We start from the raw sequence: 17143 nt of genomic DNA on the forward strand, positions 1-17143 counted from the left end.
CGATTTCAAGCCTGCTCGTCAATCGATGGCGAAACCGGTGCGGGAGCCTTGCTCACCACCACCATCGCCGGGCGCAACAGGCGACCATTGAGCTGGTAGCCCTTCTGGAACACCTTCAACACGCTATTGGGCTCAAGGTCAGCATTTTCTTGCATGGCCATGGCCTGGTGATGCTCCGCGTTGAACGGCTCGCCGCCTTGTGGATCGATGGCTTCCATCTGATAACGCTTCAGGGTGTCCTGGAACATCTTCAGGGTCAGCTCGATCCCTTCGCGCATGCCACGGATGTTTTCGTCGTCCGGGCTAGACAGCTCCAGGCCGCGCTCCAGGCTGTCGATGATCGGCAACAGATCACCGGCGAACTTCTCCAGCGCGAACTTGTGGGCTTTTTCTACATCCTGCTCGGCGCGGCGGCGGACGTTCTGCAGATCGGCAGCAACACGCAAAGCCTGATCCTGAGCGCCTGCCAGTTGCTCTTCGAGCACTTGCACGCGAGCCGCCAGGTCTTCACCCGCTGCCTGCGAGGCCTGGTTGGCGTCTGGGTTTTGCGTATCCAGCGTCTGTTCGTCAGCCATAATTTTCTCCTTTCAGAATCCTGCGCGAACTCAACTCGCGCTTCTGTTCCGGTATATGGGGCCACAATTTCCAGGTTCAAGGGCCGACACGCCCCGACTCACACTTTCCCGCACATTCCACATCGCACTAAAAAATCCCGCCATCCAAGCAAATCGAGCTAAACCTCAGGATTGTCAGCGCCAAACAAAACACTGTATAAATAACCAGACCTAAAGCCTGGGAGCAGCCACTATGCTGGTTCACCTGTCCGTACATAACTACGCCATCGTCGAGCACCTGGATCTTGAACTGGATCGCGGGATGAGCGTAATCACAGGCGAAACCGGCGCCGGCAAATCGATCATGCTCGATGCCCTGGGCCTGACCCTTGGCGATCGCGCCGACAGCGGCGTGGTTCGCCCCGGCGCAGACAAGGCCGATATCCTGGCGACTTTTGACCTGGCGGATATTCCGGAAGCCAGCGCCTGGCTTGCCGAGCGCGACCTTGATAACGACGGCCCGTGCATCCTGCGCCGCGTAATCACCGCCGAAGGCCGCTCACGGGGCTATATCAATGGCACGCCCTGCCCCCTTGGCGACCTGAAAGCCCTGGGCGAATTGCTGATCGATATCCACAGCCAGCACGAACATCAATCCCTGCTCAAAACCGATACCCATCGCCGGCTCCTGGATGAGTACGCCGGTGCCACCGACCTGGCGCGCCAGGTGCAGTTGGCCGCACAACGCTGGCGCCAGACCCGCCAGGAGCTGGAGCGCCTATCCAACTCCGGCGACGAGCAGCGGGCCCGCCACCAGCTCCTCAGCTATCAGTTGGAAGAACTGGAAAGCCTGGGCCTGGGCGAAACAGAACTGGAACAACTGGAGCAGGAGCACAAGAACCTGACCAATGCCGAAACCTTGCTGGGCATTTGTCGCCAGGTTGTCGAGCAATGCAGCGAAAGCGATTCCGGCAATGTGCTGAACGCCCTGACGGCAAGCCTTAACCGCCTGTCGAGTGTGAACAGTGGCTCTGGCTCGCTGAATGAAGCCACCACCCTGCTGACCAGTGCGCAGATCCAGGTAGAAGAGGCGGTTGGCGAGCTGAACCGCTTCCTTGACCACTTCGATGCAGATCCGGCACGCCTGCAAGAGATCGAAGAGCGCCTCGACACTATTTATACCCTGGCGCGCAAACATCGGATCCAGCCAACCGAAGTGGCAGCCATGCAGCAAAAACTGCTGGACGAGATCGAAACCCTGAATGCCAACGATGAATCCATCGAGCGCCTGGGCGATGAACTGGCCTCTTTCGCCCGCCACTATCAGGAAAAAGCCCGGGAACTGAGCGACCTGCGCCAGCAAGCGGCTACCGGACTGGCCTGCGCCGTGGAACAGGAAATCCAGCGACTGGGCATGCCCGGCGGGCGCTTCACCATCGAATTGCATGCCAATAGTGGCAACGAGCTACAGCCCAACGGCCTGGAGCAGGTCGAGCTGCTGGTGAGCGCCAACCCAGGCCAACCCCTCAAGGCCCTGGCGAAGGTAGCGTCTGGTGGTGAACTGTCACGGATCAGCCTGGCGATCCAGGTCATTACCGCCCAGACCTCCCGCGTACCTACACTGGTATTCGACGAAGTGGACGTGGGGATCGGTGGACCGACGGCAGAAATCGTCGGCCAATTGTTGCGTCGCCTCGGCGAACGCGGGCAGGTATTGACCGTTACCCACTTGCCCCAAGTGGCAGCCCAGGGGCATCAGCATCTGTTTGTACATAAGGTCAGGGGCAGCGATGCGACACATACTGCTGTGTCCAAGCTAAACAAGACCGAACGGGTCGAAGAAGTCGCGCGCATGCTCGGCGGCATCGATCTGACCAAGGAGTCCCTGGCCCATGCGAAGAAAATGGTGGTGACAGCGAAGGCCTGAGCCCTATTTCACCCTGGGTTTCCCACCGATAGAAAACACGAAGGCGACCCTAGGGTCGCCTTCGATCGTTTCGCAGAGTGAATCTGCGTAGCTTTCTTACTTTTTCTTACGTATGTACAGAACCAGATTGTGGTCAACCAAATCGAATCCGTGCTCCTCAGCAATCTTGTGCTGCAGCGCCTCGATCTCGGGGCTGGTGAACTCGATAACCTCATTGGTATCCAGGTCAACCATGTGGTCGTGATGACCACCGTCAGCCAGTTCAAATACTGCATGACCGCCGTCGAAATTATGACGAACCACCAGCCCTGCGGCTTCGAACTGGGTCAGTACACGGTAAACCGTGGCCAGGCCAACGTCCTCGTTAGACTCCATCAGCGCCTTGTAGACATCCTCGGCACTCATGTGGCGTTGCTCGGCGGAATCGAGCATTTGTAGAATCTTGACTCGTGGCAGAGTCACTTTAAGACCGGCTTTGCGTAGTTCGCTATTTTCAACCATGGTTAGCTTTCTCGCGGATGCTGCTTCGCAGCTTCTCTTAATACGGGTATGATCGGCGTTTACGTTGTCCCAGCCAAGATAGTGGAAGTCGCCCACCGATGCAAAACACCAAGCTCTTGCTAACCAGTTTCACCCTTGTGGGACTGCTCGCACTCGCCGGTTGTTCATTCCCCGGGGTTTACAAAATCGACATCCAGCAGGGCAATGTCGTCACGCAGGACATGATAGACCAGTTACGCCCGGGAATGACCCGACGGCAAGTACGGTTTATCATGGGCAATCCCCTGCTGACCGACACATTCCATGCCGATCGCTGGGATTATCTCTATAGCCTGCAACCTGGAGGCGGGGAGCGCCAACAGGAGCGCGTCAGTGTCATCTTTAATGACAACGATCAGCTCGTCAGCCTTTCCGGTGACTTCATGCCCGGCGTAAGCCGTGATGAAGCCCTGTTGGGCAAGGACAGCGGGACCAGCGTCACTGCGCCAGCGCAGAATGCTGAACAGCCCAAGTCCGAAGTACCGGCCAAGCCAGGCTCCTTGCTTGACCAGATTCAGAAAGATATCGACGGTGTGCAAACCGTTCCGGTGCCAACTCCAGAACCTCTGGACGCCAGCCCGCAATAATTTGCATCGCTCAACAAAAAGCCCGGCATGCCGGGCTTTTTGTTGCCTGCTGTTTCACAGACTATGGATTCAACCGCCGAGCTTCGGCTGCTTTTGCCGCTCGCAAGCGCCTCACTTCCTTCGGATCGGCCAGCAATAGCCGATAGATCTCGATGCGATCACCAGCCTGCACGCTACGGGTTTCAGCGTCCGCCACAACTTTGCCAAAAACCCCCAATGGGCAACTGTCGATATCCAGCTCGGGAAACTGTGCCGCAATGCCTGACGCCAGCACCGCCGCCCGCAGGCTCGTCCCCGGCGCAACCGCCAGGCTCAACAACAATTGGCGATCCACTGCGGCGTAGACCACCTCAATCTCAATTAATCGCTCAGCCATGCAGTTGCTTGGCCCGCTGGCAAAACGCATCCACCAAGGTATTCGCCGCCTGGTTGAACAGCGGCCCCAGGGTCGCCCGCACAATGGAGCCTGCGTAATCAAACGTCAGGTCCAGGCTGATCTTGCACGCCTTCTCCCCCAACGGCTTGAATACCCAGACCCCGTGCAACTGGGTGAATGGCCCTTCTTCCAGATTCATCTCGATGGACCGCCCAGGAACCAGCACATTACGGGTGACAAACTTCTGGCCAAGCCCGCCCTTGGACACCTCGAGGCTCGCGCGCATATGCTCGTCGCTGCTCTCCAATACCGTGGATGAGGAGCACCAGGGCAGGAAATCCGGGTAGCTCGCCACGTCGTTGACCAGGTCATAAAGCGCTTGCGCCGGGTAAGGCAGCAGGGCCGAGCGTTGAATATGCGTCGTCATGGGAGCGTTATTTCCGAAGCTGAGCGGCAAACATCGCGAAAAGACTGCACGATTCGCGAGAGAAAAAAACCAGAAAACTGGCGGTATTGTCCGGGATTCGTCCAACACGCTCAAGCACGCAGGTTGACCGTAGCCGACACGCTCGCAACTGCCTATAATGCCGCCCCTATGGCTAAACAAAAGAAACACCCAACAGGGACCATCGCGCAAAACAAAAAGGCGCGACACGATTACTTCATCGAACATCGGTTCGAGGCTGGTCTGGTCCTGGCCGGCTGGGAAGTAAAAAGTCTGCGCGCCAGCAAGCTGCAACTGGTCGACAGTTACGTACTGCTCAAAGATGGCGAAGCCTGGCTGCTCGGCAGTCATATCACGCCGTTGATGACCGCCAGCACCCACGTGATTGCCGATCCGGTACGCACGCGCAAACTGCTGCTCAATGCACGCGAACTGGAAAAGCTCGCCGCCGCGGTACAACAGAAAGGCTACGCTTGCGTCTGCCTGTCGTGGTACTGGAGCAAGCATCTGGTCAAGTGCGAAATCGCGCTGGGCAAGGGCAAGAAGGAATACGACAAGCGTGATACCGAGCGCGAGCGCGACTCCAATCGGGAATTGCAGCGCGCCGTACGCAACAAGGGCAAGGAAGACTGATCTTCCCCGCCCCTTGATGCGCGCCCATGTGGCCAGGGAGCCCGCTCCCTGCGCCGCACTATTGGCTACATCCCCTTACGCCGCTCCGCCCGCGCCATGCGCTGCACTTCCTGACGCACCTCCTCCAACACCTCCTGCACATATAGCAGGTGCCGTGTCGAAACTTCCCGCGCCTGCTCGGCCCGCCCTTCGATAATTGCCAGGTACAAGTCCCGATGCTGATTGATCAGCATGTCGCGGGTTTCGCTGCGCTGCTGGTACATGCCACCGATATTGGTCACCACGTTACGCTTGAGCAGATCAAACAAGCCGCGGATGGTGTGCAGCAAGACCGCATTGTGGCTGGCTTCGGCGATAGCCAAGTGAAACCTGGCATCGGCCGCGCCCTCTTCAATACGGCTCACCTCATCATCACGCGTATAACAATCCTGCAAGGCATCAAAAGCCGCAGTCAGACGCTCGCGGTCCACTTCCGTGGCGCGCAGCGCCGCGTAATAAGCACACGATGCTTCTAGCGTCTGGCGAAACTCCAACAGATCACGCTGGGCTTCGGGGTTGTTTTCCAGCAGATGCAACAAGGGGTCGCTGAAGGTAGAACCCAGCGTCTCCACCACATAATTACCGCCGCCCTGGCGACTGACCAGCAACCCCTTGGCCGCCAGCTTCTGGATCGCCTCGCGCAACGACGGGCGCGACACACCGAACTGTTCAGCCAGTGCGCGCTCGGCCGGCAATCGCTCGCCCGACTTCAACGTGCCCTCAAGGATCATCCCCTCAAGCTGCTCGACGATATCGTCGGACAAACGGCGCTGACGCACCTGATCAAACGCCATAACTGACTCTCCACGATCCCGGCCACTCGCCGGGCCCTCTATTCTGGCCTATTGCCGCGCTGTCGGCACCTATCAGAACCCCTTTGATTACACCGATCAGCCCCCACGCCGCCGACATGCGACCAAAGTTTCTCAGGCGGCAAATTGACACATCACCCCGAAGGCTCTTAACCTAGCCATCAGCGATTGTAAATTGGTCTTACCAATTATCCAAATCAGCTAAACATGCATGACCAACAACAATTAGGGGCCACCCCATATGCAAACCTGGCAACAGCTCTACAGCCCACTCGGCAGCCTTGGCCTGTCCGCACTGGCCGCCGTTATTCCTATCGTGTTTTTCTTCCTGGCCCTGGCTGTGTTTCGCCTTAAAGGCCATGTTGCCGGGAGCATCACCCTGGCGCTGTCGATTCTGGTAGCGATCTTCGCCTTCCAGATGCCAGTCGATATGGCAATCGCTGCCGCCGGCTACGGCTTTGCCTACGGCCTGTGGCCAATCGCCTGGATCATCGTCGCCGCGGTATTCCTCTACAAACTGACGGTCAAGAGCGGCCAGTTCGAAGTGATCCGCAGCTCAGTACTGTCGATTACCGATGACCAACGCCTGCAAGTGCTGCTGATCGGCTTCTGCTTCGGCGCATTCCTCGAAGGCGCCGCCGGTTTCGGTGCCCCGGTAGCGATTACTGCCGCGCTGCTCGTAGGACTGGGCTTCAACCCACTGTACGCCGCCGGCCTGTGCCTGATTGCCAACACCGCACCAGTAGCGTTCGGCGCCCTGGGGATCCCGATCATCGTCGCCGGGCAAGTCACCGGTATCGACGCCTTCAAGATCGGCGCCATGACCGGCCGCCAACTGCCGCTGCTGTCGCTGTTCGTGCCGTTCTGGCTGGTGTTCATGATGGACGGCTTGCGCGGCGTCAAGGAAACCTGGCCTGCCGCACTGGTGGCCGGCTTGAGCTTTGCCATCACCCAGTACTTCACCTCCAACTTTATCGGCCCGGAACTGCCTGACATCACCTCGGCCCTGGCCAGCCTGATTTCCCTGACCCTGTTCCTGAAAGTCTGGCAGCCCAAGCGCACTGCGGGTGCCCAGATTGCCGGCGCCACGTCCAGCGTTTCGGTCACCGGCAGCGTCGGCGGTTTCGGCCAGCCACGTACTTCCGTGGCTTCGCCTTACAGTCTGATGGAAATTTTCAAGGCCTGGTCGCCGTTCCTGATCCTGACCGTACTGGTCACCATCTGGACCCTCAAGCCGTTCAAGGCGATGTTCGCCGCCGGCGGTTCGATGTACAGCTGGGTGTTCAACTTTGCGATTCCGCACCTGGACCAGATGGTGATCAAGGTTGCGCCGATTGTCACCAACCCCACTGCCATTCCAGCGGTGTTCAAACTGGACCCGATTTCCGCGACCGGTACAGCGATTTTCTTCTCTGCACTGATCTCCATGCTGGTGCTGAAGATCAACTTCAAAACTGGTCTGACCACTTTGAAAGAGACCTTCTACGAGCTGCGCTGGCCAATCCTGTCCATCGGCATGGTGCTGGCGTTCGCGTTCGTCACCAACTATTCCGGCATGTCTTCGACCATGGCGCTGGTACTGGCCGGCACCGGCGCAGCGTTCCCGTTCTTCTCGCCGTTCCTCGGTTGGCTGGGCGTGTTCCTCACCGGCTCCGATACCTCGTCCAATGCCCTGTTCAGCTCCCTGCAAGCCACTACCGCACACCAAATCGGTGTCAGCGACACCCTGCTGGTCGCGGCGAACACTAGTGGCGGCGTGACTGGCAAGATGATCTCCCCGCAATCGATCGCCGTGGCCTGCGCCGCGACCGGCCTGGTGGGTAAAGAATCCGACCTGTTCCGCTTTACCCTCAAGCACAGCCTGTTTTTTGCCACAATTGTCGGCCTGATCACCTACGCCCAGGCGTACTGGTTCACCGGCATGCTGGTGCATTAAGACCACAGGCAATACCGTTAGAACCGACGCCGCAGCCTTGCGGCGTCAGCTATTCACAACCCAGTCTGCTGGACCGTGGCGCCTAGGCTCCCCAGACTGGGTGCTGCTGATCCTGGAGGACCCATGAGTCTGCCCATCGCGTTCCTTGATGCTGTCGCACGACTGATCCCGAAAGATCGGCGCTTCGACGATCCTCTTTCCACCCTGGCTTTCGGCACCGACGCCAGTTTTTACCGACTGATCCCACAACTGGTGATCCGAGTCGAATCGGAAGATGAAGTCGTTGAGTTGCTGCAACTGGCACAACGCGATCGCGTGCCAGTGACCTTTCGTGCAGCTGGCACCAGCCTTTCCGGCCAGGCGATAAGCGATTCGGTGCTGATCGTGCTCGGCGATAACTGGAACGGGCGCGAGATTCGTGGCCAAGGTACGCAAATCCGCCTGCAACCCGGGGTGATCGGAGCCCAGGCCAACGCGTGGCTTGCGCCATTCGGGCGCAAGATCGGCCCGGATCCGGCATCGATCAATGCCTGCAAGATCGGCGGGATTGTCGCCAACAATGCCAGCGGCATGTGCTGCGGCACCGCCCAGAACACCTACCACACCCTGGCCGGGATTCGCCTGGTACTGGCCGACGGCAGCCGCCTCGACACCGAGGATGCCGCCAGCGTCGCCGCTTTCCGCGAGCAACACGGCCCGTTACTGGAACGCCTGGCTACCCTGGGCCGCGAGACGCGGGCCAATGCTGAACTGGCCGCAAGAATTCGCCATAAATACCGTCTGAAAAACACCACCGGCCTGTCACTCAACGCCTTGGTGGATTTCGACGAGCCACTGGATATCCTCAGCCATCTGCTGGTGGGTTCCGAAGGTACCCTGGGCTTTATCAGCGCCGTGACCTACGACACGGTGATCGACCACCCGAACAAGGCTTCGGCCCTGATCGTATTTCCCGATGTAGAAACCTGCTGCAACGCCGTAACGGTGCTGAAAACCCAGCCGGTGTCAGCGGTCGAGTTGCTGGACCGGCGCAGCATGCGCTCGGTGCAAGACAAACCCGGCATGCCCGCTTTCGTACAGCAGCTATCGGAAGGTGCCTGCGCGCTATTGATCGAGTCCCGCGCCGCTTCATCGTCGCTGCTACAGGAGCAACTGGCGCTGATCATGGCGTCGCTGGCCGACTTCCCGGTCGAGAAACAAGTCGACTTCACCGAAGACCCGGTGGAAAACGCTCGCCTGTGGGCCATCCGCAAAGACACCTTCCCTGCCGTCGGCGCCGTACGCAAAACCGGCACCACGGTGATCATCGAAGACGTGACCTTCCCGGTGGAGCAACTGGCTATTGGCGTGAACCGCTTGATCGAGCTGTTCGACAAACATCACTACGACGAGGCCATCCTTTTCGGACACGCGCTGGAAGGCAATCTGCACTTTGTCTTCACCCAAGGCTTCAACAGCGCGGAAGAAGTCACACGCTACCAAGCGTTCATGGATGACGTAGCGCAACTGGTGGCCGTGGAGTTCGGCGGCTCGCTGAAAGCCGAGCACGGCACCGGTCGGAACATGGCGCCCTTCGTCGAGTTGGAGTGGGGCAGCGATGCCTATCAACTGATGTGGCAACTCAAGCGCCTGCTCGACCCCAACGGCATTCTCAACCCGGACGTGGTGCTGAGCGAAGATCCGCAAATCCACCTGAAAAACCTCAAGCCGCTGCCGGCCGCCGACGAGATTGTGGATAAGTGCATCGAGTGCGGTTTCTGCGAGCCAGTATGCCCATCCAAAGGCCTGACCCTCAGCCCACGCCAGCGCATCGTGATCTGGCGCGATATCCAGGCACGTAAACGCGCCGGCATCGATACCACCGAGCTGGAAGCGGCGTATCACTACCAAGGCATCGACACCTGCGCCGCCACCGGATTGTGCGCCCAGCGTTGCCCGGTAGGCATCAATACCGGTGACCTGGTGAAAAAACTGCGTAGCCGCGAAGCTGACAGTACGAAAACCGCCGAGTGGCTGGCCAACCATTTCTCCACCGCATTGCAAGGCGCACGCTTCACCCTGCATGTGGCCAACGGCGCGCGCATGCTGCTCGGCGCGCCACGCCTGGCGAAGCTCTCGGCCTCCGTAACCAAACTGTCCAAGGGCCAGATCCCGCAGTGGACCAGCGCCATGCCACAGCCAGAAAAAGCCATCCGCTTCAGCCCCGCCGTCAACGACGAACGACCACGGGTGGTCTACCTCGCGGCCTGTGTATCGCGAGCAATGGGCCCGGCGGCCGGGGACAAAGAGCAAATGTCGCTGTACGACAAAACCCGCGGCCTGCTGGAAAAAGCCGGTTACCAAGTGGTCATTCCGGACAACCCAGACAGCCTGTGCTGCGGCCAGCCCTTCGCTTCCAAAGGCTACGCCGAACAGGCCGAGCACAAACGCCAGGAACTGATCGGCGCCCTGCTCCACGCCAGCCGTGGCGGCCTCGACCCGATCTATTGCGATACCAGCCCCTGCACCTTGCGCCTGGTCCAGGACCTGGGGCAAACGCGTCTGGACCTCTATGACCCCGTTCGATTTATCCGCACCCACCTGATGGACCGCCTGGACTTCACACCCCAGGATGCCCCCATTGCCGTGCATGTCACCTGCAGCACCCAGCACCTGGGCGAAAGCCAGGCCCTGATCGACCTCGCCCGGCGCTGCAGCAACAACGTAGTAATCCCCGAAGGCATCCACTGCTGCGGCTTCGCCGGCGACAAAGGCTTCACCACCCCGGAGCTCAACGCCCACTCCCTGCGCTCCCTCAAGGACGCCGTGCAGTACTGCAGCGAAGGCATCTCCACCAGCCGCACCTGTGAGATCGGTCTGACCCAGCATGGTGGGATCGATTACCACGGCCTGGTCTACCTGGTCGACCGGGTGACCCAGGCCCGCGCAATAAAAACGAACCCCTGCACACTGGCGTAGTCACTTGCTTAAGCCCCGGGCAACCGGGGCTGACCAATAACCTCGCCAGCTGCCGCACGTACCGCGCAGCATCGAGACCTCTTTGCACAAGGAGATACCCATGAAGCGTTCCGTACTGGCTGGTGTATTCGTCACCGCTGCGATGCTGGCCTCCCCCGTGTTTGCCGCAGGCAATGAAGCAGATCTGTGCCAGATCAACCTGGATAAAATCAACAACAGCAAAGCGCTGCTAGCCACTGACACCAGCGGCAAAAGCGGCGAGATCGACACTGCCGTCTCCCAAGCCAAAGCCGCCCATGCGGCCGGCGATGAAAAGAAATGTATCGAGATCACATCCAAGGCCCTGCAAGACCTGCAGAACCTGGAAAAGGGCGGCAACCCATAACCCACCAACCGCTTAAGGCCAACCTTTCGGGTTGGCCTTCTGTGACCGTTTGACGTACACTGCGCAGGCTTGTTGCTCACGATCACATCGATCAACAAGCACGGGGCCGTTTAGGATTCGACGCCGGTTGCGAACCTTTAGGTGCATGCCGAGTTGGTAACAGAACTCGTAAATCCACTGTTGCAACTTTCTATAGTTGCCAATGACGAAACCTACGGGGAATACGCTCTCGCTGCGTAAGCAGCCTTAGCCCTTCCCTCCTGGTACCTTCGGGTCCAGCAATCATCAGGGGATGTCTGTAAACCCAAAGTGATTGTCATATAGAACAGAATCGCCGTGCAGTACGTTGTGGACGAAGCGGCTAAAACTTACACAACTCGCCCAAAGCACCCTGCCCGTCGGGTCGCTGAGGGTTAACTTAATAGACACGGCTACGCATGTAGTACCGACAGCAGAGTACTGGCGGACGGGGGTTCAAATCCCCCCGGCTCCACCACTTCATCATCTAAAGACGTCCACGGACGTCTTTTTTTGTGCCCGAAACCCAGTAAATGCGGGGGTTTCAGGGCCACGGAAGGCTTTCTAGGTTTTTTGAGTTCCAGCCGATTTGGTATTCCCAATGGTATTCCCGGCTACCCGACGCTAATCTTGGGAATACCAAAAAGTGTCATGGAGTACTTCTCATGTGCGCTCAAACTACCCGCCTCTCCGACCGCCAGCTCAAGGCGGTCAAACCGAAAGACAAGGATTACGTCCTCACCGATGGCGACGGGCTCCAACTGCGAGTCAGGGCCAATCGCTCGATGCAGTGGAATTTCAACTACCGACATCCCGTAACCAAGAACCGAATTAACATGGCACTCGGATCCTATCCCGAGGTTTCTCTTGCGCAAGCCAGGAAGAAAACCGTTGAAGCCAGAGAGCTGCTTGCACAAGGCATCGACCCCAAAGCTCAACGCAATGAGCTGCTAGAAGCCAAACGAGCGGAAACGGAACACACCTTCGAGAACGTGGCCACCGCCTGGTTCGAGCTGAAGAAGGATTCCGTCACGCCGGCGTATGCCGAAGACATTTGGCGCTCCCTCACACTGCATGTTTTTCCGAGCATGAAATCAACGCCTCTCTCGGAAGTCAGCGCCCCAATGGTCATCAAGCTCCTTCGTCCGATTGAGGCCAAAGGCAGCCTCGAGACAGTTAAGCGAGTGAGCCAGCGCCTTAACGAGATCATGACCTACGGGGTCAATTCCGGAATGATCTTTGCCAACCCCCTCAGCGGCATTCGAGCGGTGTTCAAGAAACCTAAGAAAGAGAACATGGCAGCGCTACCACCAGATGAGCTTCCGGAACTCATGATAGAAATCGCGAACGCTAGCATCAAGCGGACAACTCGCTGCCTGATCGAATGGCAGCTTCATACCATGACCCGCCCCTCCGAAGCGGCGACCACCCGATGGGCAGATATCGACTTCGAAAAACGCATCTGGACCATCCCTGCGGAGCGAATGAAAAAGCGTCGTCCGCACATAATCCCGCTTACCGAACATGCACTCTCGTTATTAGAGACGCTTAAGTCCCATAGCGGCCACAGGGAATATGTGTTCCCGTCAGATAGAAACCCGCGCACCCACGCGAATAGCCAAACAGCAAACATGGCGTTGAAACGAATGGGCTTTCAGGACCGTTTGGTCAGCCACGGCATGCGCTCCATGGCCAGCACAATCCTCAACGAGCATGGATGGGATCCGGAGCTAATCGAAGTAGCGCTGGCGCATGTCGACAAGGACGAAGTTCGGAGCGCCTACAACCGGGCGGATTACATTGAACGTCGGCGCCCGATGATGGCCTGGTGGAGTGAACATATCCAGAAAGCGGCTACCGGCAGCCTGTCAGCGTCGGCCATCAATAAAACCAGGGACCACAAGGTGGTGCCGATACGCTGACATCACGGCGATAGTTCATGCCATCCGTGTGGTGGAGCTTGCCAGCGCTTCTTCGGCCAAGCCCCTGAGTATGGGAAGGCTCCGCATTCCCATACTCAGGGGCTCACGCTTAAAGGCCTATCAGACAACCACGGCTTTTGCCTTTCTAAGGCGGATCAACCCTGCTGTTAACTCGTAGTAGTAGACGGTAGCTGGAGCTGAGCATCGCAGGTAGTGCTCCAGAAACCATCTCACGTGCTTTTCTCTCCAGGACCAGGGAGTCGCGCAACCCCAGCGCTCACGAATCACCTCGTGCATCCTTTCTGCTTGCCTGATGTGCCGCTGCCGCGTGGCATGCGCGCCCTTGAGCACGGGGCGCAGAAACAACGCCATGTCGAACTCAGCTTTCATCGACGCCCCCCGATGTAGGCACTCACCACATCGATGCGATTATGTCCCAACTCATGGCTGATCTGCTGACGGGCGTGCTGATCAAGCTCTCGATCTTCTCGGTGACCACGACCGCCATTAACGGGTGCAGGAATGCCGGTCAGCTGCTCATAGCGCTCACAGGCGTAAGCCGCTCGCAGCTCATGAAAGCCTTTCAATCCATGCTGATGCAGAATGTCCCGAGCCGGTCGAACAACCGCCTGTAAGAAATTTTTGTAGCTTTCATTAGGAGCTAACAGATTCCGACTGCCCTTGGGTAAGGCCTCGCGGACTCTGTCGAGGGCACCGCGGACTTGATCCGTGACCTTGATCCAACGCGGCGCTGATGCGCCTGACCGACCACCTTTGGTGCCGTCTTGGATATTGATCTTGCCCAGTCCTTGAGCCTCTCGTTGCAGCCGTGGCAGGTCCGCCAAGATCGCTTCACGCAGGCGCATGCCGGTCTCCCGGGCGAGAAGCAAAATGGCACTCACCCTCTCCTGCTGACGATCTGACAGCGCTTGCGCAATCAGCCTGACCTGCACACGGTCTTGGCCTTGCGGGGCATCACTACGCACGCTTGAGCGCTGCAAGCCAAGCGCCTTGCTCGGACTGGGGATTTTGACGTACTGATCACCGCGCAGCGCGGCCATCGTTCGGTTGACACTGGACAGGCGGTTCTGCGCGGTGGCGATGCTGACGTTGCCCTGATTAACCTGCTCGCGCATATGGAAGGCGTACCGCATGAGGATCTCACGGTCGATCTGTCGCGCGTCGTTGAGTCCCGGCCCTTCCTTGGATCGACACCACTTCACGAAGGCCTGCCACCGATCGCTATGGGCTTTGACGGTAGCAAAATGGCCATCGCCAAATAGATCTTTCAGTGCTTGCGGTCCGGCATAGCTGAGCTGGCGACCAAAGCCAAAATTACGACCCACTCGCTTATCGACCCGAGCCATTTTCCTGATCCTGATCGACTGCCGCGAGCTCATAAAAAAGGGCTCGCCAGTGTGCATTCACAATAGCGAACTGGGCCCAATCAGTCGGGCGAAAACACAGCGTGTTGCCGGCGACGTATAGATGAGCGCCCTCCTTTTTCAACCATTGGATGATAGCTGTCGTCGAGGTGATAGCTTTAAGGGGGGTTGCGACGTCGGCGACACCGGCGACAACCCTTGTCCTGCCTGGCTTTGAGCGTGGCGACAAAGTGGTGACACTCGCGGCGACAACCCGTGCTTTCGGCTCCTTTCGGCGTTGAGCTAAGTGGTTGCGCAGTGCTTCATCAAGATTGAACATGGCGCACCTCGAAGGTGTGGCCGTCGGTGGTCAGCCATTGATGATCAATCAACTCGACCAGCAGCTTGGCGGCATGGCGACTGCTCTTACGGGCAAAACGGGGACCGTTGCGATTCAGCTCTCGAATACTGAAGCGCTTCCAATCCTTGGACTGCAGCCAGCGCAGCAGCCGGTCCGCCTCTTCCCTTACCCGACACACTGGCTCCTGCTCAGTCAGGCGCTGGATCTCGGTGAGGTAGTAGCCGACTAATGCGGAGGCCCGTTGGATATGGTCGACCTCCACGACGCTGCTCTCCTCCACAACTGCAAGAATGCCGGCGACGCGCAGCAGGTTATCGGCGGCCTTTGATCCGCTGGGCCGTACGCCGGCCAGCTCGCCAAACTCACCCAACTGGGCCTCGATGGCATCATGCAGATCAATCCAGCGACGGCGGGCTAACGGACTGAGGGTTAACGGCGATAACTGCAATGCACCATCAGGAGACAGTGACCAAGGCTGATGAAACAGCGCCGAAAGGCGGTGGTGATAGCGCTTTAGAGCGGCGTCTTTCGACAAGTCGACAGCTTGATAGCTACGTTGTCCAGCCAAGCTGGTTGGCCAAGTCATCAGGCAGCGACCAAGAATGCCTTGTCCCTGCAGCAGTGGATCACTGAGTAACTGCATGGCCAAATATGGCTGGAGCATTAGGTGTAGGCTCAAACGTCGGTCGTAGGCTCGCAAGCTTTCACCAACCATGGAGCGCGCGCGATCTATCGGACTACCATCCCAGAGTGACGACAAGGCCGTAACCGCTTTCAAACGGTTATCCCGACTCATGGTACTGCTGCCAAGGAATTGTCCGCCCTCATCACAGAACAGCCCCATGCTAGGCAGGTCATGACAGAGCCCCTTGATCAGAGCCTCGATCGTCGGGTCCGTGGTGATCAGCCTAGGGGCCGAAGGCTCCGCCTCGAGCGGTACGCTGTTTGTACGGGAGGGATAGGCAGGCTTGATACGCTGCGCCTGCCGCTGTGCGGCACGGTACAGGGCGAGTTGTTCGCGGTAGCGTTTCCACTGTTCACGCTCCCATTGCCGTGCCGGCAGCAATGCACATCTGTCTGCGGCGGTCTTGCGATCACCTGACGCGGCCACCGTGATCAGGTACAGCGACACGGGATAATTTCTCCCGTCGAGCTGTAAGCCCGCATGACCTTGAGTGGCCAGCGCAGAGGCAGCCAACACTGATTGCGCGGCCAATGCCTGGGGCACGCCGATGACCTCAGCCATTCGCTCTACCGCTGGGCCAAGAATCCCACCCAATGCCTGCACCGGATAAGGCTGGGCCACGGGATTCAACTCAATCAGCGGTCGAGGTGGTCGTGGTAGTTCAAGCTTCGGATCTAACTGCTGCATGGGCCCTCTCCTCGTTCATTGCTGGTTGTCCTCACGTAGTCCCGCCACGGATGTTGAGTGTTATCAGGGATCAAGGCCCCTGCGGCCTGTGAGGTGTTCACTGACGTGGAACGAACGGCTCCTTACGACCGGGAACGTGGGCATGAACCCATGAATCTGGCCTCCTTGGCGCATCCGAAGATGCGGGCGGGCGGAGACTGTACCGACTGACAAGTTCGGCACCTGGAGATCCTGGGTGGGAGAAGGCAAAGACCTGGACGCCTGGGGCATGCCTGACTGTCAGTCAGGTGCAGCACTTCCATGGGCTGCGGCACCGATGTCTGTATCGTTGCGGATAGCGACGAATCGGATTTGTCAGGCCGATTGTCACGAGGAGAGTTGCGGCAATGCCCTGTACGACGTGGCTTGCAGCAGTGGTACGAGCGCCCGTCTCTTTCCTGGAGAAAGAGACGGGCGCGGTCTGGCGCAACGAAGTGTGCCGAAAGGTGAGGTTGCTGCAATGCAGCGAGGATGGTCCATCGTCTGCCGCAATGGACAGATTGGTAGAGTAGGCATCCATCACTCTCAGGGAGTGACCGTGCGAGCCGCCGGACGCTAATCGCACTTCGGGAGAACCACCACACAAGTGGCGTAGCCTTGAGGGTTCTGGCTACCTGGGCAGGTGCTGTCAACGACAGCAATCCGTCCGCCAATTTTTATACCTGCTCGAAAAAGCGGTCAAGCACTCCGGGGACAATGGTCAATAAGTGGCGACTGTCGCCACATTTGTCGCCATGCTCCAGGCCCCACTCTGCCTGGGTTGTCGCCGCTGTCGCCGCTGTCGCCACACCTATATCAATGCCCAACGAAAAGATCCGCCTTAACACTGAAACGGCTCTGCGCCCGATACAGATCACGAGCACTTACTGATGGGT

The 17143-nt window shown here is 58.6% G+C and carries 16 protein-coding genes and 1 other RNA gene; 8 read left to right on the forward strand and 9 right to left on the reverse strand.

Annotated features, from left to right (window positions below):
* Positions 1-5: 5 nt before the first annotated feature.
* Complete coding sequence (grpE, locus tag BHC62_RS04985; RefSeq protein WP_029299004.1) at positions 6-575, reverse strand: nucleotide exchange factor GrpE; 570 nt, start codon at positions 573-575, stop codon at positions 6-8.
* 232 nt (positions 576-807) lie between these two features.
* Between grpE and recN the strand changes: the two genes are divergently transcribed.
* Positions 808-2481 carry a DNA repair protein RecN gene (recN, locus tag BHC62_RS04990; protein ID WP_029299005.1) on the forward strand — a complete coding sequence of 558 codons (1674 nt, stop codon included), beginning with the start codon at positions 808-810 and terminating at the stop codon, positions 2479-2481.
* Positions 2482-2577: 96 nt separating this feature from the next.
* Here recN and fur read toward each other — a convergent pair whose 3' ends face one another.
* The gene (gene fur / locus BHC62_RS04995; RefSeq protein ID WP_003194220.1) at positions 2578-2982 is read right to left on the reverse strand and encodes a ferric iron uptake transcriptional regulator; all 405 of its coding nucleotides are present in this window, start codon (positions 2980-2982) and stop codon (positions 2578-2580) included.
* A 98-nt stretch (positions 2983-3080) separates the two neighbouring features.
* Here fur and BHC62_RS05000 point away from each other — a divergent pair, with 98 nt between their 5' ends.
* Positions 3081-3608, forward strand: coding sequence for an outer membrane protein assembly factor BamE (locus BHC62_RS05000; protein WP_070994379.1), 528 nt, complete (start codon positions 3081-3083; stop codon positions 3606-3608).
* Between the two features lie 61 nt (positions 3609-3669).
* Here the strand turns inward: BHC62_RS05000 and BHC62_RS05005 are convergent, their stop codons facing one another.
* Both BHC62_RS05005 and BHC62_RS05010 read right to left on the reverse strand, forming a co-directional pair.
* Positions 3670-3984, reverse strand: coding sequence for an RnfH family protein (locus BHC62_RS05005; protein WP_029299008.1), 315 nt, complete (start codon positions 3982-3984; stop codon positions 3670-3672).
* Positions 3977-4411 carry a type II toxin-antitoxin system RatA family toxin gene (locus tag BHC62_RS05010; RefSeq protein WP_029299010.1) on the reverse strand — a complete coding sequence of 145 codons (435 nt, stop codon included), beginning with the start codon at positions 4409-4411 and terminating at the stop codon, positions 3977-3979. Before BHC62_RS05010 ends, BHC62_RS05005 begins: the two co-directional genes overlap by 8 nt.
* 168 nt (positions 4412-4579) lie before the next feature.
* Between BHC62_RS05010 and smpB the strand changes: the two genes are divergently transcribed.
* On the forward strand, positions 4580-5062 hold the full coding sequence (gene smpB, locus BHC62_RS05015) for an SsrA-binding protein SmpB (protein ID WP_029299012.1): 483 nt from the start codon (positions 4580-4582) through the stop codon (positions 5060-5062).
* Positions 5063-5127: 65 nt separating this feature from the next.
* Here the strand turns inward: smpB and BHC62_RS05020 are convergent, their stop codons facing one another.
* Positions 5128-5895: an FCD domain-containing protein gene (locus BHC62_RS05020; protein WP_070994380.1), complete on the reverse strand. Its 768-nt coding sequence runs from the start codon at positions 5893-5895 to the stop codon at positions 5128-5130.
* A 259-nt stretch (positions 5896-6154) separates the two neighbouring features.
* Here BHC62_RS05020 and BHC62_RS05025 point away from each other — a divergent pair, with 259 nt between their 5' ends.
* From BHC62_RS05025 to BHC62_RS05045, 5 genes are all read left to right on the forward strand, one after another.
* Positions 6155-7849 (forward strand): lactate permease LctP family transporter, encoded by a 1695-nt coding sequence (locus BHC62_RS05025; protein WP_029299015.1) that lies wholly within the window; start codon positions 6155-6157, stop codon positions 7847-7849.
* A 123-nt stretch (positions 7850-7972) separates the two neighbouring features.
* Positions 7973-10807 (forward strand): FAD-binding and (Fe-S)-binding domain-containing protein, encoded by a 2835-nt coding sequence (locus BHC62_RS05030; protein WP_070994381.1) that lies wholly within the window; start codon positions 7973-7975, stop codon positions 10805-10807.
* A 100-nt stretch (positions 10808-10907) separates the two neighbouring features.
* Positions 10908-11192: a hypothetical protein gene (locus BHC62_RS05035; RefSeq protein WP_070994382.1), complete on the forward strand. Its 285-nt coding sequence runs from the start codon at positions 10908-10910 to the stop codon at positions 11190-11192.
* A gap of 102 nt (positions 11193-11294) precedes the next feature.
* Positions 11295-11688, forward strand: a transfer-messenger RNA (tmRNA) gene (gene ssrA, locus BHC62_RS05040).
* A 187-nt stretch (positions 11689-11875) separates the two neighbouring features.
* Positions 11876-13132, forward strand: coding sequence for an integrase domain-containing protein (locus tag BHC62_RS05045; protein WP_070994383.1), 1257 nt, complete (start codon positions 11876-11878; stop codon positions 13130-13132).
* Positions 13133-13252: 120 nt separating this feature from the next.
* On the opposite strand, the gene BHC62_RS05050 is transcribed toward BHC62_RS05045, so the two are convergent.
* The 4 genes from BHC62_RS05050 to BHC62_RS05065 are packed head-to-tail and all read right to left on the reverse strand — an operon-like array spanning position 13253 to position 16229.
* Positions 13253-13522, reverse strand: a complete 270-nt coding sequence (locus BHC62_RS05050; protein WP_070994384.1) for a hypothetical protein — start codon at positions 13520-13522, stop codon at positions 13253-13255.
* On the reverse strand, positions 13519-14499 hold the full coding sequence (locus BHC62_RS05055) for an integrase domain-containing protein (RefSeq protein ID WP_070994385.1): 981 nt from the start codon (positions 14497-14499) through the stop codon (positions 13519-13521). The genes BHC62_RS05050 and BHC62_RS05055 overlap by 4 nt, the downstream gene beginning before the upstream one ends.
* The gene (locus BHC62_RS05060; protein WP_070994386.1) at positions 14483-14836 is read right to left on the reverse strand and encodes a hypothetical protein; all 354 of its coding nucleotides are present in this window, start codon (positions 14834-14836) and stop codon (positions 14483-14485) included. The genes BHC62_RS05055 and BHC62_RS05060 overlap by 17 nt, the downstream gene beginning before the upstream one ends.
* Positions 14823-16229 carry a YfjI family protein gene (locus BHC62_RS05065; RefSeq protein WP_070994387.1) on the reverse strand — a complete coding sequence of 469 codons (1407 nt, stop codon included), beginning with the start codon at positions 16227-16229 and terminating at the stop codon, positions 14823-14825. Before BHC62_RS05065 ends, BHC62_RS05060 begins: the two co-directional genes overlap by 14 nt.
* Positions 16230-17143: the final 914 nt, after the last annotated feature.

This window comes from Pseudomonas sp. 06C 126 (genome assembly GCF_001855215.1).
GTDB lineage: Bacteria > Pseudomonadota > Gammaproteobacteria > Pseudomonadales > Pseudomonadaceae > Aquipseudomonas > Aquipseudomonas proteolytica.